The following is a 24,781-nucleotide window of genomic DNA, read 5'->3' on the forward strand; positions in this document are numbered from 1 at the left end:
ATAGTGCTTGCTCCCGATCCAAGGCATGTCATAATTCGCCCATTCGTTCAATAGGCGAACAAAACGCCCCTCCAGAAAAAGGACGCGACCGCCATGATGAGCCAGGAGCAGAACGACCTGATCACCCGCACCGGGCCGAAGGACCCGTGCGGAAAGCTGATGCGGAGCTACTGGCAGCCGGCGGCGCTGGTCGACGAGCTGGAAGGTGCGCGCCCGATCCGCCCGGTCAAACTGCTCGGCGAGAACCTGGTGCTGTTCCGCGACGAGCGAGGGCGCTACGGCCTGATCGACCGCCACTGCGCGCATCGCGGCGCCGACCTCGCCTTCGGGCGGCTCGAGCATGGCGGTCTGCGCTGCGCCTTCCATGGCTGGCTGTTCGACGCCACCGGCCAGTGCATCGAGACCCCGGCCGAGCCGAAGGATTCAAAGCTCTGCCAGAACATCCGCCAGCGCTCTTATCCCGTGGTGGAGAAGAGCGGCATCCTCTGGGCCTGGCTCGGCGAGGGTGAGCCACCGGCCTTCCCGGAGATCGATTGCTTCGTCGCACCCGGCACGCATACGTTTGCGTTCAAGGGCCACATGGCCTGCAACTGGCTGCAGGCGCTCGAGGTCGGCATCGACCCCGCGCACGCCTCCTACCTGCATCGCTTCTTCGAGGACGAGGACACCTCCACCGCCTACGGCAAGCAGTTCCGCGGCGCCTCCGCGGGCAGCGACCTGCCGATGACGAAGATCCTGCGCGAATACGACCGCCCGATCATCAATGTCGAGCACACCGAATACGGCCTGCGGCTGATCGCGCTGCGCGAGATCGACGAGGAGCGCACCCATGTGCGCGTCACCAACCAGCTGTTCCCGCACGGCTTCGTCATCCCCATGAGCACGGAGATGACGATCACGCAGTGGCACGTGCCGGTCGACGACGAGAACTGCTACTGGTACGCGATCTTCACCAGCTACACCAACCCTGTCGACAAGAAGAAGATGCGCGACCAGCGGCTCGAGCTCTATGAGCTGCCCGACTACAAATCGCGCAAGAACAGCGGCAACGATTACGGTTTCGATCCGCACGAGCAGCAGACCGCGACCTATACCGGCATGGGCAACGACATCAACGTCCACGACCAGTGGGCGGTGGAGTCGATGGGCGCGATCCAGGACCGCACCAAGGAGCATCTCGGCCAGAGCGACAAGGCGATCGTGCAATATCGCCGCCTGCTGCGGCAGGAGATCGAGAAGGTCGGCGGCGGCGAGAGGCCGATGCTGTTCTTGGACGAGGCCAACGCGCGCAGCATCCAGGGACCGGCGACCATGGACGGCATCGGGCCGACGCGGGGCTGGGAGACCTACTGGATGGAGGTCGACGTCAAGCGCCGCCGCGGCGCGCCCTGGACCGCGCCGGTGCCGAAGGAGATCGCGGATAACGTGCATCGGTTGACGGCGGCGGAGTGACGTTCGTGCACCGAACCCGTAGGGTGGGCAAAGGCGCAAAGCGCCGTGCCCACCAAGCTTCTGTCCGGACGATAGACGCGGTGGGCACGCTTCGCTTTGCCCACCCTACGGCAGCGGAGCGAGTGTGAAGGCCTATCCCCGTCATTGCGAGTGCAGCGAAGCAATCCAGAAATGCATCCGGGGAAAGACCCTGGATTGCTTCGCTGCGCTCGCAATGACGGAGAGTGTGGCGGGCGTCTTGCGCCCATCAAGATCGGTGACTGAGGAGCAATCAAAGTGACTTTCGTCGCGCGTCATGCGCTGTGGTCGGATGAGCAGAGGGACGCGGCGACGCGCATGCGGCGCCTCGTCGAGGAGAGAAACCTCGAAGTCATCCGCCTCGCCTTCCCCGACCAGCACGGCATCCTGCGCGGCAAGACCATCATCGCCGCGGAGGCGATCGCCTCGCTGGAGAGCGGCTGCTCCATCACCACCACCATGTTGGCGAAAGACACCTCGCACCGCACGGTGTTTCCGGTGTTCACCGCTGGCGGCGGCTTCGGCATGAAGGAGATGGAGGGCGCGGCCGACGTGCTGATGGTCGCCGATCCCACCACGTTCCGCGTGCTGCCATGGGCGCCGACGACCGGCTGGGTGCTGTGCGACCTCTATTTCAATGACGGCCGCCCGGTGCCGTTCGCCACGCGCGGGCTCTATCGCAAGGTGCTCGATGATCTCGCTGGCCGCGGCCACGATTTCGTCGCCGGGCTCGAGGTCGAATTCCACATCTTCAAGCTCGACGATCCGCATATGCGTGCGGAAGACGCCGGCCAGCCCGGGACGCCGCCCTCGGTGAGCCTGCTCAGCCACGGCTACCAGTACCTCACCGAGCAGCGCTTCGATCAGATGGAGCCGGTGCTGGAGATCCTGCGCCGCGACGTCGTCGCACTCGGGCTGCCCTTGCGCTCGGTCGAGGTCGAGTTCGGGCCAAGCCAGTGCGAATTCACCTTCGCGCCGAGGAAGGGGCTGGAGCCCGCCGACAACATGGTGCTGTTCCGCTCCGCGGTGAAGCAGATCGCCCGCCGCCACGGCTATCACGCCACCTTCATGTGCCGACCGAAACTGCCGAACCTGTTCGCGAGTGGCTGGCATCTGCACCAGTCGATCGTCTCGCGCACGAGCGGCGAGAACCAGTTCATGGCCAAGGAAACGGTCAAGGCAGGCGGCGAGCCGCTCAGCGCGTTCGGCAGCGCCTACCTTGCCGGCCTGCTCGACCACGCCCGCGCGTCCACCGTGTTCACCACCCCGACCATCAACGGCTACAAGCGCTACCGTTCCTATTCGCTGGCCCCTGACCGCGCGATCTGGGGCCGCGACAATCGCGGCGTGATGATCCGCGTGCTCGGGGCTGCCGGCGATGCCGCCACGCGCCTTGAGAACCGCATCGGCGAGCCCGCCGCCAATCCCTATCTCTACATGGCCTCGCAGATACTTTCGGGCCTCGACGGCGTCGACCGCAAACTCGATCCGGGCCCGTCGGCCGACACGCCCTACGAGACCAAGGCGCCGCTGCTGCCGAAGTCGCTGCGCGATGCGGTTGCCGCGCTGAAGGACGACCCGTTCTTCCGCGAGAAGCTGGGCGCCGAGTTCGTCGACTACTACACCCACATCAAGAACGCCGAGATCGATCGCTTCCTCGCCGAGGTCACCGACTGGGAGCATCGGGAATATTTCGAGATGTTCTGACACCCCTCGACGGGCGGCTTGAGGAGTGCCCGTGCGCCTCACGCCCCCGTGAGGCGACTTCGTCCCGCCTGTTCCGACGACATCACACCCCCATCCGACGAAGCCATTTTCCTCCCTCCTCGAAAACCGCCGGAAAGATACGGGGTCTAGAGTTCTGCTCGATGATCAACAATGGAGTTCGGTCATGTTGGCTCAATTGTTCAGTCTTATCTATCGCTTGTCCTGCCGGGCCACCCTGATCGAAATCGGCACGCACCATCTGTCGCGTTAGTCGCCGGCGCGTGCGAATTGGGTAAGACGGATTGACCAGATAACGGGGATTTCCATGCGCAAGCTGATCCTGATCGCGGCAATGTCGCTGCTCGCAACCGAGGCTTATGCCGGTGGTCCGCGGAGCCTGAGCCTGGCGGCGACCAATTCGAACCAACAGGCGACCGAGCAGCCGGCCGCGACGGCAACTGCCGCGCCGCCGCAGGCCCCGGCGGCAACGCAGGCGCCGAACGTGCAGACGGTGACGACTGCCCCGACGTCAACACCCCCAGCCGCAATCACGGCTACGACGCCGCCGACGGCAGCCGCGCCGGTCGCGACCGCCCCGGTTGCCACGACGCCCACTCGGTCCACTGCCGCACCGGTGGTCGCCACGACCGAAACGGCGAAGCCAAAGCGCCGCCAGCCGTCCACCGAGGCGCGCGTGATCCGCGAGCTGCATCGGCATGGGATTTATTGGTGATTAGAGCGCGCCCTCTCCCCAACGTCGTCCTGGCGAACGCCAGGACCCATTACCCGAGGGCGAAGTTTGGCGAAGACGGGTCGCCTGGTACCAATACCGACCGCACCCGATAGATTCCGCGGTATGGGTCCTGGCGTTCGCCAGGACGACACCGAGTGAGCGGCGCCAGCGTCCCGCCCCTCACCTCAACGGCCGCTAAATCCCCAGATATTTATGCTGCAGATCCGGCTCGGCCATCAGCTCGTGCGACGTGCCGCTCCACACCGTCTTGCCGCGCTCGATGATGAAGTGGCGGTCGCAGATGCGGGCGAGGTGGTCGACGTTCTTGTCGACGACCAGGATCGACTGTCCCCGGCTCTTGAGCAGCGACAGGCAGTTCCAGATTTCTTCGCGGATCAATGGCGCGAGGCCCTCGGTCGCTTCGTCCAGAATGAGGAGTTTCGGGTTGGTCATCAGCGCGCGGCCGATCGCCAGCATCTGCTGCTCGCCGCCGGAGAGCTGGTTGCCCATGTTGGACGCGCGTTCGGCGAGGCGCGGGAACATCACGTAGATCGAAGCCAGCGTCCAGGGATTGCTGCTGCCGAAGCGGTCGGCGGCCGCGGCGACGAGATTTTCGCGCACGGTGAGGTTCGGGAAGATCTGGCGCCCCTCGGGTACGAGGCCAACGCCGAGCTTGGCGATCCGGTAAGACGGGAGCTGCCTGACTTCAGCACCTGCGAAGCGGATCGCACCCGCGCGTGCCGGCGTCAGGCCCATGATGGAGCGGATGGTCGTGGTCTTGCCCATGCCGTTGCGGCCCATCAGCGAGACCATCTCGCCCGGCTTGATCGACAGCGACAGGCCGAACAGCACCTGCGAGAGGCCGTAGCAGGTCTCGATGCCGTCGACGTCGAGCAGCGTGTCAGCCATGGTGCGTCACCACATGCTGGTCGCCGAGATAGGCGCGCTTGACGTCCTCGTTCTGGCGGATCGCGGCCGGTTCGCCCGAGGCGATGACGCGGCCGTAGACCAGCACCGAGATGCGGTCGGCCAGCGCGAACACCGCCGGCATGTCGTGCTCGACCAGCACGATCGAGACCTCCTTGCGCAGCTCCTGGAGCAGTTTCACCATGCGCTGGGATTCGGTGACGCCGAGGCCGGCCATGGGCTCGTCGAGCAGGAGCAATTTCGGCTTGCTGGCCAGCGCGACCGCAAGCTCCAGCTCGCGGCGCTCGCCATGGCTGAGCCTGCTCACCACGACGTCGGCGCGGTGCAACAGGCCGACGCGGTCGAGCGCGGCATGGGCGGCATCGCGCAGGCCCTTTTCCTTGCGCGCATCGGCAAAGAAGCGGAACGAGGTGCCGGCATGGGCCTGCGCCGCCAGCGCGACATTGTCGGCGGCGGTGAAGTCGAGCAGCAGCGAGGTGATCTGGAACGACCGCGCCAGCCCCAGCGCGCAGCGGCGATAGGCCGGCAGGTAGGTGATGTCGCGACCACCGAGCGAGACGCTGCCGGAATGCGGCTCGAGATGCCCGGTGAGCTGGCTGATCAGCGTGGTCTTGCCGGCGCCGTTCGGGCCGATGATGGCGTGCAGCTCGCCGGCCGCGACGTCGAGCGAGACGTTGTCCGTCGCGATGATGCCGCCGAAGCGGCGCACCAGCTTCTCGACGCGGAGCAAGGGTTCAGCCACGGCCAGCCCTCCCGAGCACGCCCATGATGCCGCCGCGCCCGAACAGCACGATCAGCAGCAGCAGCGGCCCCATGATCAGCGCCCAGTACTCGGTAATCTGCGACAGGAATTCTTCCAGCAGCAGGAACACCACGGCGCCCATGACCGGGCCGAACAGCGTACCCATACCGCCGAGGATCACCATCACCATGAGGTCGCCGGACCGCGTCCAGTACATCACGGCCGGGCTGATGAAGTCGGTGTTGTTGGCAAGCAGTGCGCCGGCAAGTCCGCACATCATGCCCGAGATGACGAAGCACACCAGCTGATAGCGCTTGGCAGGAAAGCCGATCGCCTGCATGCGCTGCTCGTTGGAGCGCAGGCCCTGCACCACGAGGCCGAAGCGCGAATTGACGATGCGCCAGATCAGGATGAGCACGGCGAACAGGCAGGCGAGGCAGAGATAGTAGAACTGCGTGCGGTTGCCGAGATTGACCAGGCCGGAGAAGTCGCTGCGCTTGTAGACGGTGAGGCCGTCATCGCCGCCGTACCGCGCCAGCCCCGAGGCGACGTAATAGGCCATCTGCGCGAAGGCCAGCGTGATCATGATGAAATAGACGCCGCGGGTGCGCAAGCTGAGCGCGCCGATCACCAGCGCGTAAGTCGCGGAGGCCGCCAGCGCGACCGGAAACTGGATGAAGCCGCTTCCGACGCCTTCCTGCGCGAGCATGCCGACGGCGTAGCCGCCGATGCCGAGATAGGCGGCGTGGCCAAAGCTCATCATGCCGCCAAACCCCATGATGAGGTTGAGGCTCGCGGCGGCCAGCGCCAGGATGACGATGCGGGTGAACAGCGTCAGGATGAAGACGTTGCCGGAGAGCTGCGAATAGAGCGGCAGCAGCACGAGGCCCGCCAGCATCAGGGCCGTGACGGCCTTGCTCACAGTGAAAGCCTTCATCGACGATTGGCCGGAAACAGCCCCTCCGGCCGCACCACCAGCACGATCGCCATCACCAGGTAGATCAGCATGGAGGACAGCGCGGGCGCGGCGGTGGAGGCAGCGGCGCCGCTCAGCACCTGCCGCAGCAGGTTGGGCAGGAAGGCGCGGCCGAGCGTGTCGATCATGCCGACGAAGATCGCGGCTAGGAACGCGCCGCGGATCGAGCCGATGCCGCCGATCACGATGATGACGAAGGCGAGGATGAGGATGTTCTCGCCCATGCCGATCTGCACGGTGAGAATCGGCGCCTGCATCAGGCCGGCAAGGCCGGCGAGCGCCGCACCGAGCCCGAACACCAGCGTGTAGAGCAGCTTGATGTTGATGCCGAGCGCGCCGATCATCTCGCGGTTGGAGGCGCCGGCCCGGATCAGCATGCCGATGCGCGTGCGCATCACGCCGAGATAGAGCAGAAGCGCGACCAGCAGCGCCACCACGATGATGGCGAGGCGATAGGCGGGATAGTGAATGCCGGGCAGGATCGGCACCGGCACGGTGAGCCAGGCCGGCAGCGGCAGCGCGAGGCCCGCCGGGCCCCAGATCAGCCGCACGGCTTCATTGAAGAACAGGATCAGGCCGAAAGTCGCGAGCACGTGGTCGAGATGGTCGCGGCCGTAGAGATGCCGCAGCGCCGTCACCTCGAGGACGATGCCGAGCACGAGCGTTGCACCGAGCGCCATCAGCGCACCGAGCAGGAAGCTGCCGGTCCAGGCCGCGAAGGTCGCGGCGAAATAGGCGCCCATCATGTAGAGCGAGCCGTGCGCGAGGTTGACGAGATCCATGATCCCGAACACCAGCGTCAGGCCGGCGGCGAGCAGGAACAGCAGCAGGCCGAACTGCAATCCGTTCAGGAACTGTTCGACGACGAGCAGCATCAAAACTCTTTCAGGCGCACGCAGCGTCGCGCCGATGTTCGAACACAGTCGCCATCAGTGAAAGAGCTCCCCCTGCCTCTTCAAGGCCGAAAAATGGGTAATGGCAGTATCGTGCCGAGGCAAGAGCGATTTGACACCAAACATGCACTTTGTTGCATCCCGGCACCTACGGCCGAAACCTGTCCTGCAATGCAAGAAGGCTGCCGCTCAGCATGGGGCAACCTGCCGCACCCAAACGATCACCCTCCCCCGCAGCAAGGCAATCGCATCTGACCTGAGAGCTTGAGCACTAACGCATCCACGGCGTCATGGCCGGGCTTGTCCCGGCCATCCACGTCTTGCCGAGCCGTACGAAGAACGTGGATGCCCGGGACAAGCCCGGGCATGACGACCTCTTGCAAACGCTCAAAAGTAATCACCCTCCCCCCCGGGTAGGCCGGGGAGAGGGTGAGGACGTCGTCGGAATGAAGGAAGTGAAGAAGGATGCGTCTAGTGCGACGTCATCTGCCGGGGAAGATCGTCCGGCTCGGCGAGCACGCTGTTTGCCGTCGAAGCCTCCAGTGCGGCCATCCGGAACAGATAGGCAAGCGTCGTCAGTCCGGAGTCGTCCGCCATCTGCGCCAGCTCGAGCGCCATGTCGGACATGTAGCCGAGATTCTCGTCCTTGATTTGCGCCATGATCTGGCTGTCCCGCATCATGTTCGACATTTCAGACAATCTTTCGTTGTGCGGCAAGGCCGCAGGTGTGGGCACGGGCGATGCAGTCGATGCGCGGACCGTCCTGCAGGATGACATTCATCATTCCGATACGCTCGCGCACGACATCGAGCGATTCCTGACGGACCTCGATGGTTGCGGCCATGGTCCAGGAGTCTTCGACCAGCGCCGGTAACCCGAGCGGGGTGACGACGAAGCCGATGTCGTGGAAGCGCGGCAGCCACCAGGTCTCCATGACGAGACAGAGACGCTCGATGCCCTGATCGAGACAGAACTCCTGCGCTGCCGCCATCAATTGCAGATTGAACGCACCGTCGCGGCGCTCGCGCGACACGAAGAAGCGTGACCACTCCCAGACCAGCGGGTCCGACGGGCAGCCGCGCACCGCGGCGAGATGCGGGAAGACCTCGCTCATCATCGTCGGCTTGGTGGTCGGATACAGGCGGGAGCCGCCGAGCACCCGGCGGTTTTCGAGAGCCAGCAGGTAGACCGCATCCTCATTGTCATAGGTATCGATCTCGCGGCTATCGGGCTTCCGCAGCCCCTCCCATTTCCGCTCCTCGACAAAAATCTCGTGACGCACCCGGAAATGTTGCTCGATGACGTCCTCGTAGAGGTGCCGGTTGACGGCCGAAATCACATGAATCATGAACTCCCCCATGGCTTGAAATGAGGGAAGCGTCAGCGAAAAAGGCCGAGCCGACTATTGGGAAATTTCCCAGTAGGCGACGATTTCAGGGATTGATGATTCTGTGGCGGATCGCGATCGCGACTGCATGCGTCCGGTTGACGGCGCCAAGCTTGCGCGCGGCGGTTGCAAGATGCTCTTCCGCGGTACGCTGCGTGATATTCAGTATCTCGCCGATTTCCCAGGCCGACTTGCCCTGTGAAGCCCAGGCGATCACCTCGCGCTCACGCGGAGTGAGGCGCATCGACGGATGCGGCGCCGGATCGAGCAGACGGCGAATGTGGTCGAAGCCATACATCGCCATCAGGTGCAGCGCCGGCTTGCTGCGGGGATTGAGGTCGAGATGGACGCCGCCGAGCGAGACGCCGGCCTCGTAGCCGGTCAACCCGTGGATCGGAACGACGAAGCCGCGCGACATCCGGAAATCGGCGGCGCGCCGCATCACCTCCACCGCGCCAGGCTCCAACTCGGGATCATAAGGCGCCTCGGACCACTCGAAGGGATTCACCGTCTGCCGGCATTTGCGGATCACGGGATCGACGCGGTCATAGCTCTTTTGAGTGTAGAGGCTGAACCACTCCGCCGGCCACTTCTTGGCAAGCACCATCTGGGAAAAGCGCTGATCGGGATTCGGCAAGCCGGTCACGATGATGTGCTCGAAGCCGTACCCGCCGAACGCAGTCGCGAGCGCATCCATGGCGTCCGGAACCTTGGTATAGGCCCCCAGCCCTTCGATGAAGTCGAGCGCTTCCCGGCCATAATCGACGGCGGACATCGATGCGTTTCCTGACCCTCGCCGTCCGCTATAGCACGTATTTGGGGGCTGCCTCAATTCGCTGCTTCCGTAGTTCTCCGGCATCCACCTGCTCCGAAGCTTTAATCTACTTGTGGAAGAAGTGACGTCAAGTTACACCTGTAGCGTACGAAGCGGGAAACCCACGATGGACGACGAGAACATCGCCCTCAACAGCGTGCTCGGCCTGGAATTGAACCGCGTGTTTTTCGCCGTCCGTGAAACGGCGAACAAGCAGAAGATCATCGAGTTCGCGCGCGAGGTGCTGCAAAGCGAGCGCGCCGAACTCGCCGACCGCGTGTCGCCCGACGGGCCGGCGAGCTAGAACGCAGGTTGCGGCAGACGCGAGAGCTGCTCGCGCGGATGCGACGTCCTTCCATTTGAACGCGCAGATTTTAGTCGAAACACTCCCACCGCGAAGTTGGCTCTCCCTTCTCCCCGTGTGGAAGAAGGTAAGAAATCCGCCGCTCTCCCGCTGACATTGACAGACACTTGCCGCTGGATGACATCACGGCTCTCGTGAGATGATCGCCGCAAGATCCTCTTTCGGAAGCCCGGGACATGATGACGCTGCGCCAGGTTGAAGTGATCCGTGCCGTGATGGTGACGGGCACCATTGGCGGTGCGGCGAAGCTGCTCAACGTCTCGGCGCCGGGGATCAGCCGCCTCGTCAAATACACCGAGCGCTCGCTCGGCATCCGCTTCTTCCAGCGCCAGAACGGACGCTATTTCCCGACGCCGGAGGCCGAGACCATCTTTGAGCAGATCAACAGCGTCTACAAGAAGGTCGACGACCTCTCCGAGATCATCTCCAAGATCGGCCGCGGCGGCCTGTCGGAATTGCGCATCGGCTCGGTGCCGAGCATCTCGCAGGTGATGGTGCCGCGCGCGATCGAGCGCGTGCGCCGGCGCTATCCCGATCTCGGCATCGACATCAACATCCTCAAGCTCGAGGAAGCCATCGACTATCTCATGCTCGGCCGCGGCGAGTGCGTGGCGATGAGCTACCGGCTCGAACATTCCGGGCTCGACTTCATGCCGCTCGCCTCGGGCGAGCTTTATTGCATCGTGCCGCCTGGCCACGAGCTTGCGGGCCGCAAGCAGGTCTCTGCCGCCGAGATCACCCGCTACCCGCTGATCGGCATCGATCCGAACGATCCCTACGGCCGGATCATGGCCGAGATCTTTGCGCGCCACCGGCTCGACTACAACATCACCATTCGCGCGCGCTTCGGCACCACGGTCTGCGCGCTGGTGAAGGCGGGGCTCGGCATCGCCATCATCGACCAGTTCACGGTGGCCCATGGCGGCTATCCCGGCATCGAGCTGCTGAGGATCACCGAGCCGACGCGGTTCGACACCTACATCGCGGTGAAGCGCGGCGCGCCGCTGTCGCTCCATGTCGAGTACTTCATCGAATCCCTTCGCGCCGAGATGCGCGCGGTCGAGCCGTCCCGCGGCAATGGCAAGGCCGCCACGGGGCGCATCCGGAAGAAATAACATTATGTTAGGTTTGTCGGATAAATGGGTAATTGTGTTAGGTGGGGGAAAGGCTAACGTCGCACTTGGAATTGCGCAGGTTTCCCCGCTAATGGCCGGGACCGAACGCTCCCAGCGAGACGATAGCGAACCATGTCGAAGCGCGGATACGCCGCCAGCAAAAAGCTCCTCACCGGCCTGATCGGCGCGCCGATCGCGCATTCCGCTTCCCCTGCCATGCATGAGTGCGCCGCCGAGGCGCTCGGCCTGCGCGGTCACTACCAGCTCATCGAAGTGGCCGGCGCCGACGCGACCGGGCTCAGCCTGATGCTCGAAGGCGTGCGGCGGCTCGGCTTTGCCGGCGTCAACGTGACTTACCCTTACAAGGAAGCGGTGGTCCCGCTGCTCGACGCGCTGGCGCCCGGCGCCGCCGCGATGGGCGCGGTCAACACCGTCGTGGTCAAGGACGGCCGGCTGACCGGCCACAACACCGACACCACCGGCTTTGCCCGCGCGGTGGCGCCGCTGCTGGCCCCATCCGGCAACGCCGTTGCCGTGATCGGCGCGGGCGGCGTCGGCAAGGCCATTGCCTTTGCGCTGGCGAGCCTGAAAGTGGCTGACATCCGCATTTTCGACAGCGAGCCGGCGCGCGCCGAAAAACTCGCCGCGCTGCTTGCCAAGCATGGCGGCGCCAGGGTCGCGAAAAGCGTCGAAGACGCGCTCGACGGCGCAACCGGCCTCGTCAACGGCACACCGGTCGGCATGCTGCCGAACCGGGGCATGCCTGTTCCGGCCGCGCTGCTGCACGAGAAGCTCTGGGTCGCCGACGCCGTCTATTCGCCGCTGATCACGCCGCTGCTGGCCGCGGCACAGGAGCGCGGCGCGAAGATCATGACCGGGCGGGAGCTAGCGATCTACCAGGCCGCCGACGCGTTCGAACTGTTTACCGGCCTTGCCCCATCGACCGAGATCATGGGAAAGGCTTTTGACGAGGTGATGGCGGCACGAAGCTCAGCCTATCACGCAGCGTAACCGAAGCGGCCGGACACAAGGCCGCGGACAACAACATCAGAGGAAACGGGAGGAGAGACCATGAAATCGGCTATTCTGGCAGGCGCCCTGCTTGCCTTCGCGACTGCAACCAGCGTCCACGCACAGGCGATCAAGCTCGCCGACGTCGCCGAGCTGTCGGGTGGCGGCGCCACCGTCGGCACCAACTGGAAGAACGGTATCGACCTTGCGATCGAGGAGATCAACGCCAAGGGCGGCGTGCTCGGCCGCAAGCTCGAGGTCACCCATGCCGACTCGCAGTCCAACCCGGGCGTTGCCCGCGCACAGGTGCAGAAGGCGCTCGATGCCGAGCCCTATGTGCTGCTCGGACCCGGCTATTCCGGCTCGGTGAAGGTCACCGCACCGCTCGCGGCCGAAGCCGGCATCGCGCAGATCATGGGCGGCGAAGCCGCCGAGCTGACGCAAGCCGGAAACAAGTTCCTGTTCCGCACCTCGTTCGGCCAGCAATCCTCGATGCCGAAGGTCGCAAAATACATCCACGACGAGATGAAGGCGAAGTCAGTCGCGGTGGTCTGGGTCAACAACGACTTCGGCCGCGGCGGACGCGACGTCGTCGTGAAGGAGCTCGACCGGCTCGGCTCCAAGGTCGTCGCCGACCTCTCGACCGAAGCGGGCCAGGCCGACTTCGCCGCCGACGTCGGCAAGATCAAGTCCGCCAATCCCGATGCCGTGTTCGTCTATCTCAACGAGGAAGAGAGCGCGCGCATCCTGAAAGAGCTGAAGCGCCAGGGCGTCACCGCGCCGCTGATGGGCGAGACCACGCTGATCGGCCAGAAGGTGATCGAGCTTGCCGGCGACGCCGCCAACGGCGCGCGCGGCCATGTCGGCCTCACCACGGATGCGCCGGTCGATTTGATCAAGGCGTTCCGCGAGAAGTTTTCCAAGAAGTACAATTACGTGCCCGACCACAACGGCCTGAAGGGCTATCTCGCCGTCTACATGGTGAAAGCCACCACCGAAAAGATGGGCAAGGTCGACCCGAAGAAGTTTGCCGACACGCTGCACGGCCTCACCATCAAGGCCGCGGACGAGCCGGGTATCCTGATGGATGTCACCTTCAGCGAGACCGGCGACATCGATCGCCAGAGCTTTCTGGTCGAAGTGGTCGAAGGCAAGCAGGTGGTGAAGCAGGTGCTGCCGAAGGTGAAGTGAGGCGTTCTTTGCCTCTCCCCGCGCCTGTCCCGCCGAAGCTTCAGCGAAGGCGGATGCGGGGAGAGCTCTCTCTTCTCCCTCTCCCCGCTCTTCGCGGGGAGAGGGGTGGGGTGAGGGGTGCTTTCGCGAGTCCAACTGTATTCGCGGAGAGAGGCCCCTCACCCCGACCCTCTCAGCGCGAACGAAGTTCGTCGCGGCCCCGTAAGAACGGGGAGATGGAGAAAAGGAGAGCAGGGAGAGGGAAGGCAGAAAGCCGAGAGGGGAAAATGTCCAATCTGTTCGATCTTCTGGTCGCGGGACTTGCCACCGGCGCGATTTATGCACTGGTCGCGGTCGGCTTTACGCTGCTGTGGCAGACGTCGCAGACCATCAATTTCGCGCAAGGCGAGTTCGTGATGCTGCCGGCGTTCCTGATGCTGGCGGCGATGCATGCCGGCGCGCCGTTCTGGCTCGCGATCATCCTCGGCATTTTGCTCTCGATGATCCTGCTCGGCCTCGCCTTCAAGATGCTGCTGGTCGATCCGATGATGCGCCATGGCGTGCTGCCGCTGGCGATCGCGACCATGGCGCTGGCGATCGGCATCAAGGAATCGGTGAAGCAGTTCTTCAGCGCGGAGGCCTCGCCCTTCCCCTCGATCGTGCCGACCGGCGATATCTCCATCCTCGGCCACGCCGTCTCGCTGCAAAGCATCGGCGTCCTCGTCGTCGCCATTCTTGCGGTCTTCGGCCTGACCTCGCTCCTCAACCGCACCTCGCTCGGCCACCAGATGCAGGCGGCGGCGCAGAACCCGACCGTGGCGCGCATCATCGGCGTGCCGGTGGAGCGCATGATCCTCCTGACCTTCCTGATCAACGCCTTCCTGGTGGCGCTGGCCTCGCTGCTGATCACGCCGATCTATCTGGCAAAATTCTCGTCCGGCGAGGTGCTGGGCCAGGCCGCCTTCATCGCGGCGATCGTCGGCGGCTTCAACCAGGTGCGCGGCGCGATCGCCGGCGGCCTCCTGATCGGCGTGCTCGACAATCTCGCGGCAAGCTACGTCTCCACCCAGTATCGCGCGGCGGTGCCGCTGATCTTCCTGATCGTCGTCATCCTGTTCCGGCCGCAAGGACTGCTCGGCCGCGCCGAGGAGCGCACGGTATGAGCGGATTTGGCAAACCCCTCAAGATCGTGCTCGGCCTCATCGTCATCGCCGGCCTGATCATCGTCCCCATGAACTTCAACCGCTACGGCCTGTTCATCCTGAGCCAGTGGGCGGTGATGACCATCGCCGCGATGGGCCTCAACCTCACGCTCGGCTATGCCGGCCAGGTCTCGCTCGCCCAGGGCGCCTTCGTCGGCATCGGCGCCTATGCGGCGGCGATCATGACCACGCATGGCTGGCCGTTGCCGGCCGCGATCGTGGTCGCGGTTCTCTTGAGCTTCGGCGTCGGCTGGGTGCTCGGCTATCCCGCGCTGCGCGTGCAGCACCATTACCTCGCCTTCGTCACGCTCGCCTTCTCCACCCTCGCCTTCCTCGTGTTCCGCAACGAGAGCTGGCTCACCGGCGGCATCTACGGCATCTCCAACATTCCGCGCCCGCACATCTTTGGCATCGCGACCAACAAGCCGCTGCCTTTCTACTATGTCTGCCTCGGCTCGCTCGCGATCGTCTCGATCGCGGTGTGGTGGCTGATCCGCTCGCCCTGGGGCCGCGCCTTCATGGCACTGCGCGAAAACCCGCTGCGGGCGCAATCGCTCGGCATCGACACGCGGCGCTACACGCTGATGGCGTTCGCGATCGGCTCGGCGCTCGGCGGCGTCGCCGGCGCGCTCTATGCGCCGCTGACGCAATATATCGATCCCGTGCCGTTCAACCTGTCGCTCTCGCTCGATCTCCTGATGATGGTGATCGTCGGCGGCGCCGGCTTCTATTTCGGTCCCTTCCTGGGGGCGATGATCGCGGTGCTGCTGCCGGAATGGCTGCGCTTCACGGAAGGGTATTATCTGATGCTCTATGCGATCGCGGTGATGCTGCTGCTGATCTGGTCGCCGACCGGCATTCTGGGAATCCTCGACCGCTATCTCGCCGAGCGCCGCACCAAGGCGGCCTCCGCGCTGCGCGCCGTCGCGAAATCCCGGCTGGAGACGGTGCAATGAGTGCGGTCCTCGAAGTCACCAACATCAAGAAGAATTTTGGCGGCATCAGCGCCGTCGCCGACGTCAGCTTCGACGTCCGCGAAGGCGAGATCCTCGGCCTGATCGGGCCGAACGGCTGCGGCAAGTCCACCCTGTTCAACTGCATCCTCGGCCAGCTCACGCCGACCGGCGGCGAGGTGAAGCTCGACGGCAAGGTGGTCACGGGCCTGCGTCCCTCCGAGCTCAACAAGCTCGGGGTCAGCCGCACCTTCCAGCTGTTGCAGGTGTTTCCAAAACTGTCGGTGCGCGAGAACCTGATCCTCGCCGGCCAGGAGCACCAGGGCAACATGGCCTCGCGCCTGGTCGGCCGCTCCGATGCCGGGCTGACGGAGGCCGCCAACCAGATGATCGGCTTCTTCAAGCTCGATCATCTCGCCGCTGAACCTGCCGGCGGCCTGTCCTACGGCCAGCAGAAACTGCTCGATGCCGCCATGGCCTTCATGGGCGGCCCGCGCCTGGTGCTGCTCGACGAGCCCGCCGGCGGCGTCAACCCGTCGATGCTGGCGGACCTGAAGGACCGGCTGGTGGCGATCAACCGCGAGAAGAACGCCACCTTCGTCGTGATCGAGCACAACATGGAGTTCGTGATGTCGCTGTGCTCGCGCGTGATGGTGATGGCGGAAGGCAAGGTGCTGGCGATGGGACGGCCGGACGAGGTCCGCAAGAACCCGGCCGTGATCGAAGCTTATCTGGGACATTGAGGGCACGAGCCATGAGCGACCCGATCCTCTCGGTTCACAATCTCGTCGGCGGCTACGGCAAGATGACGATCTTGAACGGCACGATGTTTTCCGTTCCGCAAGCCACCATCACCACCATCATCGGCCCCAACGGCGCCGGCAAGTCGACCGTGTTCAAGGCGATCTTCGGCCTGCTCAAGCTGCGCGAGGGCAAGATCAGCTTTGCCAATCGCGACGTCACGAACTTGAGCCAGCGCGCGCTGCTCAACGCCGGCATCTGCTACGTGCCCCAGGGCCGCAACATCTTCCCCGAGCTGTCGGTGCGCCACAACATCGAGCTCGGCGGCGTCGCCGCCGGGAAGGGTCTCGACCTGCCCAGGCGGATCGAGGCGGCACTCGACCTGTTTCCGGCGCTGCGCCGCAAGTCGGCACAGCAGGCGTCCACGCTCTCGGGCGGCGAGCAGAAGCAGCTCGAGATCGCCCGCTCGCTGCTGCTCGAGCCAAAGCTGGTGCTGATCGACGAGCCTTCGATCGGCCTGTCGCCGCTGATGGTGCAGCAGACCTTCGACATCCTCAAGAGCCTGCGCGAGCGCGGCGTCACCATCCTGATGATCGAGCAGAACGCGCGCTCGGCGCTGGAGATCTCCGATATCGGCATCGTGCTCGAACTCGGCCAGACCCGCATGGTCGACGGCGCGAAGCGCATCCTGAACGATCCCCGCATCGGGCAACTCTTCCTCGGCGGCGCCATGGAGGAGACCGCGGCATGAACGCGCGAATGCGCATCGGCGTTGCCGGTGCCGGCCTGATCGGCCGCCGTCATATAGAGTTGATCGCGGCATCGCCGGACTGCGAGCTCTCCGGCATCGCCGACCCCTCGCCTGCCGCGAAGGACTATGCGCAAGCGCGCAATACGCCCTGGTATGCCGATCACCGCGCATTGCTGGAGCAGGAAAAGCCCGACGGCCTCATCATCGCCTCACCCAACACGCTGCACCTGCCGATGGCGCTCGACTGCGCGGCGGCGGGCGTGCCTGCGCTGATCGAGAAGCCGGTGACGGACACGGTTGCCACCGCGCAGCGCCTCTGCGCGGCCGTCAAGCGAACCGGCGTTCCGATGCTGGTCGGCCACCATCGCCGGCACAATCCGATCATCAAGGCCGCGCGCGAGGCCGTCGCAACCGGCCGGCTCGGCCAGCTCACCGCCGTGGTCGGATTGTGGCTACTCAAGAAGCCCGACGATTATTTCGAGGTGGCCTGGCGGCGCGAGCAGGGCGGCGGGCCGCTGCTCATCAACCTCATCCATGACATCGACAACCTCCGCTTCATCTGCGGCGAGATTGCCGAGGTGCAGGCGCTGACCTCGAACAGGGCCCGCGGCTTCGCCGTCGAGGACACCGCAGCGTTGCTGCTGCGCTTCGCGGGTGGCGCGCTGGGGACGGTGACCGTGTCGGATGCAACGCCGGCGCCATGGAGCTGGGAACTGACATCGGGCGAGAACCCCGCTTATCCCAAACAGGACCAGCCCTGCTACATCTTCTCCGGCACCGCGGGATCACTGTCGGTGCCAAACATGGAGCTGTGGTCCTATGCGCGGCAGCCCGGCTGGTACGCCCCGCTGTCGCGCGAGACCGTTGTACCGGCCGCCTTCGATCCGCTGGTCGAGCAGCTCCGGCATTTCTGCGCAGTCATTGCAGGCCGCGAACAGCCGCTGATCCCGGCCGAAGACGCGATGGGAACGCTCGCCGTCGTCGAAGCCGTCAGCGAGGCCGCGCGCACGGGCCAGACAATCTCACCGGGGCGGATCATGGAGCAGGCAGCATGAACAAGCGCTCGATCGCCACCGTTTCCCTCTCAGGCGCCCTCGACGAAAAGCTCCGCGCCATCGCCGCCGCCGGCTTCGACGCGGTCGAGATTTTCGAGAACGACCTGCTGTCGTTCGGCGCAGGCCCGCGCGACATCGCAAAGCTATGCCGCGACCTCGATCTGGAGATCTGCGCGTTCCAGCCGTTCCGCGATTTCGAGGGCATGCCGGAGCCGCAGCGCGCGCGCAACTTTGCCCGCGCGGAACGCAAGTTCGATTTGATGCAGGAGCTCGGCACCGACCTGCTGCTGATCTGCTCCAACGTCTCCCCCAGCTCGCTCGGCGGCATCGACCGCGCCGCGGATGATTTTCGCGAGCTCGGCGATCGCGCGGCCAAGCGGGGCTTGCGCGTCGGCTACGAGGCGCTGGCGTGGGGACGGCACGTCAACGACTACCGCGACGCCTGGGAGATCGTGCGGCGCGCCGACCACGCCGCGATCGGCGTCATCCTCGACAGTTTTCATGCACTCGCCCCGGGCTTTCCAGTCCGCGCGATGGCCTCGATCCCCGGCGACAAGATCTTTCTGGTGCAGCTTGCCGATGCGCCGAAGCTCGAGCTCGACATTTTGTCGTGGAGCCGGCACTTCCGCTCGTTCCCCGGCCAGGGCGATCTGCCGGTCGGCGAATTCATGGCGGCGATCGCGGCGACCGGCTATGCCGGGCCGCTGTCGCTGGAGATCTTCAACGACCAGTTCCGCGCAGGCTCGGCCGCGCAGACCGCCATCGACGGCCTGCGCTCGCTGATCCTGCTGGAGGACCAGCTCGCACCGGATTGGCCGAAGCTCGTTAGCGAGCCGCTGGCACCGAAGGCCAAGAGCCACGGCACCGGCTTCATCGAATTCGCCGTCAACGAGACCAAGGCGACCGATCTCGCGCGCCTGTTCGGACAGCTCGGCTTCCGCAAGACCGGCAAGCATCGCAGCAAGGCGGTGGAGCGCTGGTCGCAAGGCAAGGTCGAGCTCGTGATCAATTGCGAGACCGACGGCTTTGCGCATTCGCACTACGTCACGCACGGCCCCGGCGTCTGCGCCATCGCGCTCGATGTCGACAATGCCGGCCTTGCCATGCAGCGCGCCGAGACACTGAAGGCGCGCACCTTCTACCAGCCGGTCGGGCCGGGCGAGCTGGAGATCCCCGCGATCCACGGCGTCGGCGGCAGCCTGCTCTATTTCCTCGATCAGGCCGGCAAGAACTGGGACACCGATTTCGAACCGGTTGCGAGCGATGCGCGTGCAGACGCGCTGCTCGCCGTCGACCACATCGCGCAGTCGATGCCCTATGACGAGATGCTGTCCTGGCTGCTGTTCTACACCGGCATCCTCGACCTCAAGCGGCTGCCGCAGATGGAGATCGCCGATCCCAGAGGCCTCGTGCAGAGCCAGGCCATCATCAACGGCGACCAGAGCCTGCGTTTCGTGCTCAACGGCTCCTCCGCCAACCGCACCCTGCCGGCCCGATTCATCTCGGAGTTCTTCGGCTCGGGCGTGCAGCACGTCGCGTTTGCGTGCCGGGACATCTTTGCAGCGGTCGCCGCGATGCGCGCCCGCGGCGCGGACTTTCTGGATATTCCCGACAATTATTACGACGACATCGAAGCCAAATACGACCTCGCGCCCGACCTGATGGCGCAGCTGCGCGCCAACCACATCCTCTACGACCGCGAGGGCGACGGCGAGTTCTTCCAGGTCTACACCCACATCTTCGACGAGCGCTTCTTCTTCGAGATCGTCGAGCGGAGGAATTATCAGGGGTTTGGCGCGGCCAATGCCGGGATCAGGCTTGCGGCGCAGTCGCGCGAAGTGCGGCCCGCGAGCATGCCGCGGATGTAGGCCTTCGCCTCTCCCCGCCTGCGGGGAGAGGCCGGAATTCAAGCACAGCTTGAATTCCGGGTGTGGGGGAGTCTCCGCGAGTCTCATGACAATCAGGAGCAACGGCCGCTCAACACGTCATTGCGAGCGCAGCGAAGCAATCCAGAATCCCTCCGGGGAAAGACTCTGGATTGCTTCGCGGAGCCTGTCATCGGGCCGCGCTTCGCGCGGACCCGTTGGCTCGCAATGACGAGGAGAGTGCGCGGGAATACGGTAACGGGATCGCCCGTGGCGAGAGCCCCTCACCCCGACCCGCTCCCCGCAAGCGGGGAGAGGGGGAAGACAGACCTCACTTCATCTGACACTTCTGATGGAAGCGATCCTGGTCGTTCTCGACGATGGTGGCGACCGTCTTCAGCGCGAGCTGGCCGTCGGCATCCTTGACCACGTCCTGGAGGTAGAAGCTCTGCACCGGGATGTGGTTGTTGCCGTATTTGAACGCACCGCGCAGCGACTTGAAGTTGGCCTTCTCCATCTCGGCCTTCATCGCGTCCTTCTTGCTGGTGTCGCCCTTCACCGCAACCACCGCGCTGTTGATGAGCTGGGCGGCGTCATAGGTCTGGGCGCCGTAGAAGCTCGGCCGCAGGCCGGTATACTTCTTGCGGTAATCAGCGACGTAGCGCTTGTTTTCCTCGTTCGGCAGGTCGTTCACCCATTGCTGCGCGCCGGGAACGCCGAGCGCGTTGTCCTTCTGGAGCGGCAGCGACAATTCGTCGATGGTGAAGGCAGTGTAGAGCGGGATCTGCTGCTTCAGGCCGGCCTGGGTATACTGGTTGAGGAACTGCACGCCCGCCGCACCCGGATAGAACACGAAGATGGCGTCCGCCTTGGAGTTACGCGCCTTGGAGAGCTCGGCGGAGAAGTCGAGCTGGCTCGGCCACACCGTATACTCCTCGCCGATCACCTGGCCCTTGAACGTGCTCTTCACGCCGGCCAGCATGTCCTTGCCCGCCGCATAGTTCGGCCCGATCAGGAAGACGTTCTTGATGCCCTTCTGGTTCATGTACAGGCCCATGGCCTGCGGCGTCTGGTCGTTCTGCCAGGAGGTCGAGAACACGTAAGGCGAGCAGAGCTCGCCGGCGATCTGCGACGGGCCGGCATTGGCCGAGATCAGGAAGGTCTGCGAGTCCACCGCCGTTTTCAGCGAGGCCAGCAGCACGTTGGACCAGATGTAGCCGACGATGAAATCGACCTTGTCGGACTGCACCAGCTTTTCGGTCTTCTGCTTGCCGACATCTGGCTTCTGCTGATCGTCCTCGTAGATCACCTCGACCGGCTTGCCGTCCATCTTGCGGCCGAGATGATCCAGCGCCAGCTCGAACGAGTTGCGCATGTCGTTGCCGATCACGGCGGTCGGGCCGCTGAAGGTCGAGACGAAACCGATCTTGATGGTGTCGCCGGCGAATGCCTGATTTGCCAGCACCAGCGCCGCTGCGCCCGCCAGCCAGAATGCCGTCCTCATAACCACTCCCCTCCTTATTATTGATCCCGGAAACGGGGTGATCGCCGCCCCGGGCCTGTCTCTATTGAACGCAAAATCTGTCGAGCCGCCAATGGCTCAGCGCCCGCCCTGCACCATATTTCGCCCCCATCGGCGATGGCAAGAAATATAATTCTACTCACTTCGGCCAAGGCCTGGTCCAAGGCTGCGGCGCTTTTTCGCAGCATGACGATACGCCCAGCCTATTCCGCGATTGATGACGGCTATTGGACCGCGGGTCACTTTCCGCACTTAAATGAAGCAGAGAAGCAGCGAGAGTCGAGGGCGTATCATGACCACCACACCCCATCGCGTCGTCATCGTCGGCGCCGGCTTCGGCGGGCTGGAGGCGACCTACCGGCTCGCGGGCGCCCCGGTCGACATCACGCTGATCGACCGCCGCAATCATCATCTGTTCCAGCCGTTGCTCTACCAGGTCGCCACCGCCTCGCTTGCCACCAGCGAGATCGCCTGGCCGGTGCGCCATCTCATGCGCGACCGACGCGAGGTGACGACGTTGTTCGCGACCGTGAGCGGCGTCGATGCGACGAGGCGCTGCGTGCTGATCGACGACGGCAGCGAGGTGCCCTACGACACGCTGGTGCTCGCGACCGGCGCGCGTCACGCCTATTTCGGCCATGACGAGTGGGAGCAGTTCGCGCCCGGCCTGAAGACGCTGGAGGATGCCACCACACTGCGCCGTCACATCCTGGTGGCGTTCGAGCGCGCCGAACGCGAGACCGATCCGGCGCGGCGCGCGGCGCGGCTCACTTTCGTCATCGTCGGCGCCGGCCCGACCGGCGTCGAGCTCGCCGGCACCATCGCGGAGATGGCGCACCACACCCTGCCGGGCGACTTTCGCAACATCGATACGACCAAGGCGCGCGTGGTGCTGATCGAGGCAGGGCCGCGCGTGCTCGCCGGCTTCGCCGACGACCTCTCGGCTTACGCGCAGGCCTCGCTGGAGAAGATCGGCGTCGAGGTGGTGCTGGGACAGCCCGTCACCGAGATCAATCGTGAGGGCGTGGTGTTCGGCGGCAAGCTGCTCGAGGCAAAGACAAGAATCTGGGCCGCGGGCGTGCGCGCTTCGCCCGCCGCCGAATGGCTCGGCGCGCCGGCCGATCGCGCCGGACGCGTACAGGTCGAAGACGACCTGACGATTCCAGGCCATCCCGAAATCTTTGCGATCGGCGATACCGTCAGCATCAACGCCTGGGAGGGCAAGCCCGTACCCGGCATCGCCCCGGCCGCCAAGCAGCAGGGCAAGCATGTCGCCGAAACCATCAAGGCGCGGCTACGCGGCGAGAACAAAGGCCCATTCCGCTACAAGCACGCCGGCAGCCTCGCGCAGATCGGCAAGCGCCTCGCCGTGATCGACTTCGGCCGCATCAAGCTGCGCGGCACGATCGCGTGGTGGATCTGGGGCATCGCCCACATCTACTTCCTGATCGGCCTCCGCCACCGCCTCAGCGTCGCCCTCAGCTGGCTCTGGATCTACGCCCGCGACCAGCGCGCCGCACGGCTGATCACGCAGGGCAGCAGCAAGGTGGTGGGGTGAGGCTTCTCCCGCTCCCCGCTTGCGGGGAGAGGGCTGGGGTGAGGGGGAGTCTCCGCGGGGACAGTGAGAGTCGAATCCTTCGATGTTCCCCCATCGTCATTGCGAGCAATGACCTGTTGAAAGACCGTCACTTCCGCGGACATCAAACTCGCGGAAGCGCCCCCCTCACCCGGATTGCATCTTCGATGCAATCCGGCCTCTCCCCGCAAGCGGGGAGAGGCAAAGAGCAGCTACTTCACCAACTCGCACCCGCCCTCCGCCAGCGGCCGAAACGCCTGCTCCGCCGGGATCGTCGAGACCAGCTTGTAATAATCGTACGGATATTTCGACTCCTCCGGCTTCTTCACCTCGAACAGATACATGGGATGCACGACGCGGCCGTCCTGGCGGATGACGGTGTCGCCGAACAGCTTGTCCTTGCCCCTGAACTTCTTCATCTCGGGCACCGCGTTCTTGGCGTTGTCACTGCCGGTCGCGGCGACGGCGTTGAGATAGGCGAGGGTGGAGGCGTAGACGCCGGCCTGGTTGCCGCTCGGCATCTTGCCGTTCATCCCCGGCCGCGCACCGAAGCGCTTGGCAAACGCGCGGGTGTCGTCGTTCATGTCCCAGTAGAAGGCTTCCATGAGCTGCAAGCCCTGCGCGACCTTGATGCCCATGCCGTGGACGTCGTTTATGAAGAGCAGGAAGGCGACGAGCTTCTGCCCGCTTTGCTGGATGCCGAACTCCGCGGCCTGTTTCACCGCGTTGATGGTGTCGCCGCCGGCATTGGCAAGGCCGATCACCTGCGCCTTCGAGCTCTGCGCCTGCAACAGGAAGGAGGCAAAGTCCGACGTGCCGAGCGGGTGCTTGGAGGAGCCGATCACCTTGCCGCCATGCGCCTCGATATATTTCTGCGCTTCGGCCTCGATGCCCTTGCCGAGCGCGAAATCGACCGTGAGGAAGTACCAGTCCTTGCCGCCGCGCGACACCATCGCGGCCGCCGTAGTGTTGCCGGTCGCCCAGGTGTCGTTGACCCACTGGATGGTGTTGGGCGAGCAGGCCTTGCCGGTGAGATCCGAGCTCGCCGTGGACGACGCCAGGAAGGTCATGCGGCTGTCGCGCAGGAGCGTGTTGATGGAGAGGCCGACCGCAGAATTCGGCACGTCGACAATGGCATCGACGCCCTCGACATCGTGCCATTTGCGCGCGATGGCGTTGCCGACATCGGCCTTGTTCTGGTGGTCGGCATAGACGATCTCGACCTTGATGTTCTTGCCGCCGCCGTTGAAATCTTCGGCCGCCATGCGCGCGGCCTCGACCGAGCCCATGCCGTTGGTGTCCTGGAAGATGCCGGAGATGTCATTGAGCACGCCGATGCGCACGACATTGTCGGAAATTTCGGCGCTTGCCACGCCGCTCACGAGGCTTGCGGCCAGCGCGAGCGTCCATTTCAGGTGTTTCATTATTCCCTCCCCTTTGCGTGTCGCGCCGGTCGTCGCCGGCACGTTCTGGAATTCAGACCTGTCGTTCCGGCAGTCTCAGCACCAGTCCGTCGAGCGCGGGCGTGATCATGATCTGGCAGGACAGCCGGCTGTTCGGCAGCCGCTCGGCGGCGGCGCCGTCGAGCAGCGCGTCTTCGTCATCAGCCATTGCGGGCAGGCGCGCGAGCCAGGCTTCGTCGACATAGACGTGGCAGGTCGCGCACATGGCATTGCCGCCGCACTCGGCCAGGATGCCGTCGAGACCATGGCGGGTCGCGGCCTGCATGGCGCTTTCGCCGCCTGAGGTCTCGACGCGGTCGGACTTGCCGTCGGCATGGATGAAAGTAATGGCGGGCATCGAGGCT

General features: G+C 64.9%; 24 protein-coding genes. 14 read left to right on the forward strand and 10 right to left on the reverse strand.

From position 1 onward, the window contains the following. The first annotated feature begins 93 nt into the window (after positions 1 to 93). From XI09_RS25345 to XI09_RS25355, 3 genes are all read left to right on the forward strand, one after another. The gene (locus XI09_RS25345) at positions 94 to 1,452 is read left to right on the forward strand and encodes an aromatic ring-hydroxylating dioxygenase subunit alpha (protein WP_271569274.1); all 1,359 of its coding nucleotides are present in this window, start codon (positions 94 to 96) and stop codon (positions 1,450 to 1,452) included. Between the two features lie 276 nt (positions 1,453 to 1,728). After that, complete coding sequence (locus tag XI09_RS25350; protein ID WP_271569275.1) at positions 1,729 to 3,177, forward strand: glutamine synthetase family protein; 1,449 nt, start codon at positions 1,729 to 1,731, stop codon at positions 3,175 to 3,177. A gap of 325 nt (positions 3,178 to 3,502) precedes the next feature. Then, positions 3,503 to 3,910 carry a hypothetical protein gene (locus tag XI09_RS25355; RefSeq protein ID WP_271569276.1) on the forward strand — a complete coding sequence of 136 codons (408 nt, stop codon included), beginning with the start codon at positions 3,503 to 3,505 and terminating at the stop codon, positions 3,908 to 3,910. A gap of 195 nt (positions 3,911 to 4,105) precedes the next feature. On the opposite strand, the gene XI09_RS25360 is transcribed toward XI09_RS25355, so the two are convergent. From XI09_RS25360 to XI09_RS25390, 7 genes are all read right to left on the reverse strand, one after another. Continuing rightward, complete coding sequence (locus XI09_RS25360) at positions 4,106 to 4,819, reverse strand: ABC transporter ATP-binding protein (RefSeq protein WP_271569277.1); 714 nt, start codon at positions 4,817 to 4,819, stop codon at positions 4,106 to 4,108. Beyond that, a complete protein-coding gene (locus XI09_RS25365) occupies positions 4,812 to 5,579 on the reverse strand; it encodes an ABC transporter ATP-binding protein (RefSeq protein WP_092186341.1) in 768 nt (255 codons plus the stop codon). Before XI09_RS25365 ends, XI09_RS25360 begins: the two co-directional genes overlap by 8 nt. After that, entirely contained in the window at positions 5,572 to 6,516 is a 945-nt protein-coding gene (locus tag XI09_RS25370) for a branched-chain amino acid ABC transporter permease (protein ID WP_027542282.1), read from the reverse strand. Before XI09_RS25370 ends, XI09_RS25365 begins: the two co-directional genes overlap by 8 nt. Then, positions 6,513 to 7,430, reverse strand: a complete 918-nt coding sequence (locus XI09_RS25375) for a branched-chain amino acid ABC transporter permease (RefSeq protein ID WP_028179513.1) — start codon at positions 7,428 to 7,430, stop codon at positions 6,513 to 6,515. The genes XI09_RS25370 and XI09_RS25375 overlap by 4 nt, the downstream gene beginning before the upstream one ends. A gap of 489 nt (positions 7,431 to 7,919) precedes the next feature. Beyond that, entirely contained in the window at positions 7,920 to 8,138 is a 219-nt protein-coding gene (locus XI09_RS25380; RefSeq protein WP_060909418.1) for a hypothetical protein, read from the reverse strand. Position 8,139: 1 nt separating this feature from the next. Further along, the gene (locus tag XI09_RS25385; RefSeq protein ID WP_271569278.1) at positions 8,140 to 8,796 is read right to left on the reverse strand and encodes an acyl-homoserine-lactone synthase; all 657 of its coding nucleotides are present in this window, start codon (positions 8,794 to 8,796) and stop codon (positions 8,140 to 8,142) included. An 85-nt stretch (positions 8,797 to 8,881) separates the two neighbouring features. Continuing rightward, entirely contained in the window at positions 8,882 to 9,610 is a 729-nt protein-coding gene (locus XI09_RS25390; RefSeq protein ID WP_271569279.1) for a helix-turn-helix transcriptional regulator, read from the reverse strand. A 166-nt stretch (positions 9,611 to 9,776) separates the two neighbouring features. On the opposite strand from XI09_RS25390, the gene XI09_RS25395 reads away from it, so the two are divergent. From XI09_RS25395 to XI09_RS25440, 10 genes are all read left to right on the forward strand, one after another. Then, entirely contained in the window at positions 9,777 to 9,953 is a 177-nt protein-coding gene (locus tag XI09_RS25395) for a hypothetical protein (RefSeq protein WP_271569280.1), read from the forward strand. A 236-nt stretch (positions 9,954 to 10,189) separates the two neighbouring features. Beyond that, a complete protein-coding gene (locus XI09_RS25400) occupies positions 10,190 to 11,128 on the forward strand; it encodes a LysR family transcriptional regulator (RefSeq protein ID WP_271569281.1) in 939 nt (312 codons plus the stop codon). A 132-nt stretch (positions 11,129 to 11,260) separates the two neighbouring features. Beyond that, positions 11,261 to 12,139, forward strand: a complete 879-nt coding sequence (locus XI09_RS25405; protein WP_271569282.1) for a shikimate dehydrogenase — start codon at positions 11,261 to 11,263, stop codon at positions 12,137 to 12,139. A 60-nt stretch (positions 12,140 to 12,199) separates the two neighbouring features. After that, positions 12,200 to 13,330 (forward strand): ABC transporter substrate-binding protein, encoded by a 1,131-nt coding sequence (locus XI09_RS25410; RefSeq protein ID WP_092186332.1) that lies wholly within the window; start codon positions 12,200 to 12,202, stop codon positions 13,328 to 13,330. Positions 13,331 to 13,596: 266 nt separating this feature from the next. Beyond that, positions 13,597 to 14,472, forward strand: coding sequence for a branched-chain amino acid ABC transporter permease (locus XI09_RS25415; RefSeq protein WP_271569283.1), 876 nt, complete (start codon positions 13,597 to 13,599; stop codon positions 14,470 to 14,472). Further along, on the forward strand, positions 14,469 to 15,467 hold the full coding sequence (locus XI09_RS25420) for a branched-chain amino acid ABC transporter permease (RefSeq protein WP_271569284.1): 999 nt from the start codon (positions 14,469 to 14,471) through the stop codon (positions 15,465 to 15,467). Before XI09_RS25415 ends, XI09_RS25420 begins: the two co-directional genes overlap by 4 nt. After that, the gene (locus XI09_RS25425) at positions 15,464 to 16,207 is read left to right on the forward strand and encodes an ABC transporter ATP-binding protein (protein ID WP_271569285.1); all 744 of its coding nucleotides are present in this window, start codon (positions 15,464 to 15,466) and stop codon (positions 16,205 to 16,207) included. Before XI09_RS25420 ends, XI09_RS25425 begins: the two co-directional genes overlap by 4 nt. Before the next feature lie 11 nt (positions 16,208 to 16,218). Further along, entirely contained in the window at positions 16,219 to 16,956 is a 738-nt protein-coding gene (locus XI09_RS25430) for an ABC transporter ATP-binding protein (protein WP_271569286.1), read from the forward strand. Next, positions 16,953 to 18,011 (forward strand): Gfo/Idh/MocA family protein, encoded by a 1,059-nt coding sequence (locus XI09_RS25435; RefSeq protein WP_271569287.1) that lies wholly within the window; start codon positions 16,953 to 16,955, stop codon positions 18,009 to 18,011. Before XI09_RS25430 ends, XI09_RS25435 begins: the two co-directional genes overlap by 4 nt. After that, positions 18,008 to 19,879 (forward strand): bifunctional sugar phosphate isomerase/epimerase/4-hydroxyphenylpyruvate dioxygenase family protein, encoded by a 1,872-nt coding sequence (locus tag XI09_RS25440; RefSeq protein WP_271569288.1) that lies wholly within the window; start codon positions 18,008 to 18,010, stop codon positions 19,877 to 19,879. Before XI09_RS25435 ends, XI09_RS25440 begins: the two co-directional genes overlap by 4 nt. A 328-nt stretch (positions 19,880 to 20,207) precedes the next feature. Here XI09_RS25440 and XI09_RS25445 read toward each other — a convergent pair whose 3' ends face one another. After that, positions 20,208 to 21,380, reverse strand: a complete 1,173-nt coding sequence (locus XI09_RS25445) for an ABC transporter substrate-binding protein (RefSeq protein ID WP_271569289.1) — start codon at positions 21,378 to 21,380, stop codon at positions 20,208 to 20,210. A 310-nt stretch (positions 21,381 to 21,690) separates the two neighbouring features. On the opposite strand from XI09_RS25445, the gene XI09_RS25450 reads away from it, so the two are divergent. Next, complete coding sequence (locus XI09_RS25450) at positions 21,691 to 22,956, forward strand: NAD(P)/FAD-dependent oxidoreductase (protein ID WP_271569290.1); 1,266 nt, start codon at positions 21,691 to 21,693, stop codon at positions 22,954 to 22,956. A 230-nt stretch (positions 22,957 to 23,186) separates the two neighbouring features. On the opposite strand, the gene XI09_RS25455 is transcribed toward XI09_RS25450, so the two are convergent. Together XI09_RS25455 and XI09_RS25460 are read right to left on the reverse strand one after the other, a co-directional pair. Then, positions 23,187 to 24,398: an ABC transporter substrate-binding protein gene (locus XI09_RS25455; protein ID WP_271569291.1), complete on the reverse strand. Its 1,212-nt coding sequence runs from the start codon at positions 24,396 to 24,398 to the stop codon at positions 23,187 to 23,189. 52 nt (positions 24,399 to 24,450) lie between these two features. Beyond that, a complete protein-coding gene (locus tag XI09_RS25460; RefSeq protein ID WP_271569292.1) occupies positions 24,451 to 24,774 on the reverse strand; it encodes a 2Fe-2S iron-sulfur cluster-binding protein in 324 nt (107 codons plus the stop codon). Between the last annotated feature and the right edge of the window lie 7 nt (positions 24,775 to 24,781).

Origin of the sequence: Bradyrhizobium sp. CCBAU 11386 (genome assembly GCF_028128955.1) — a bacterium.
Taxonomy (GTDB): Bacteria; Pseudomonadota; Alphaproteobacteria; order Rhizobiales; family Xanthobacteraceae; genus Bradyrhizobium.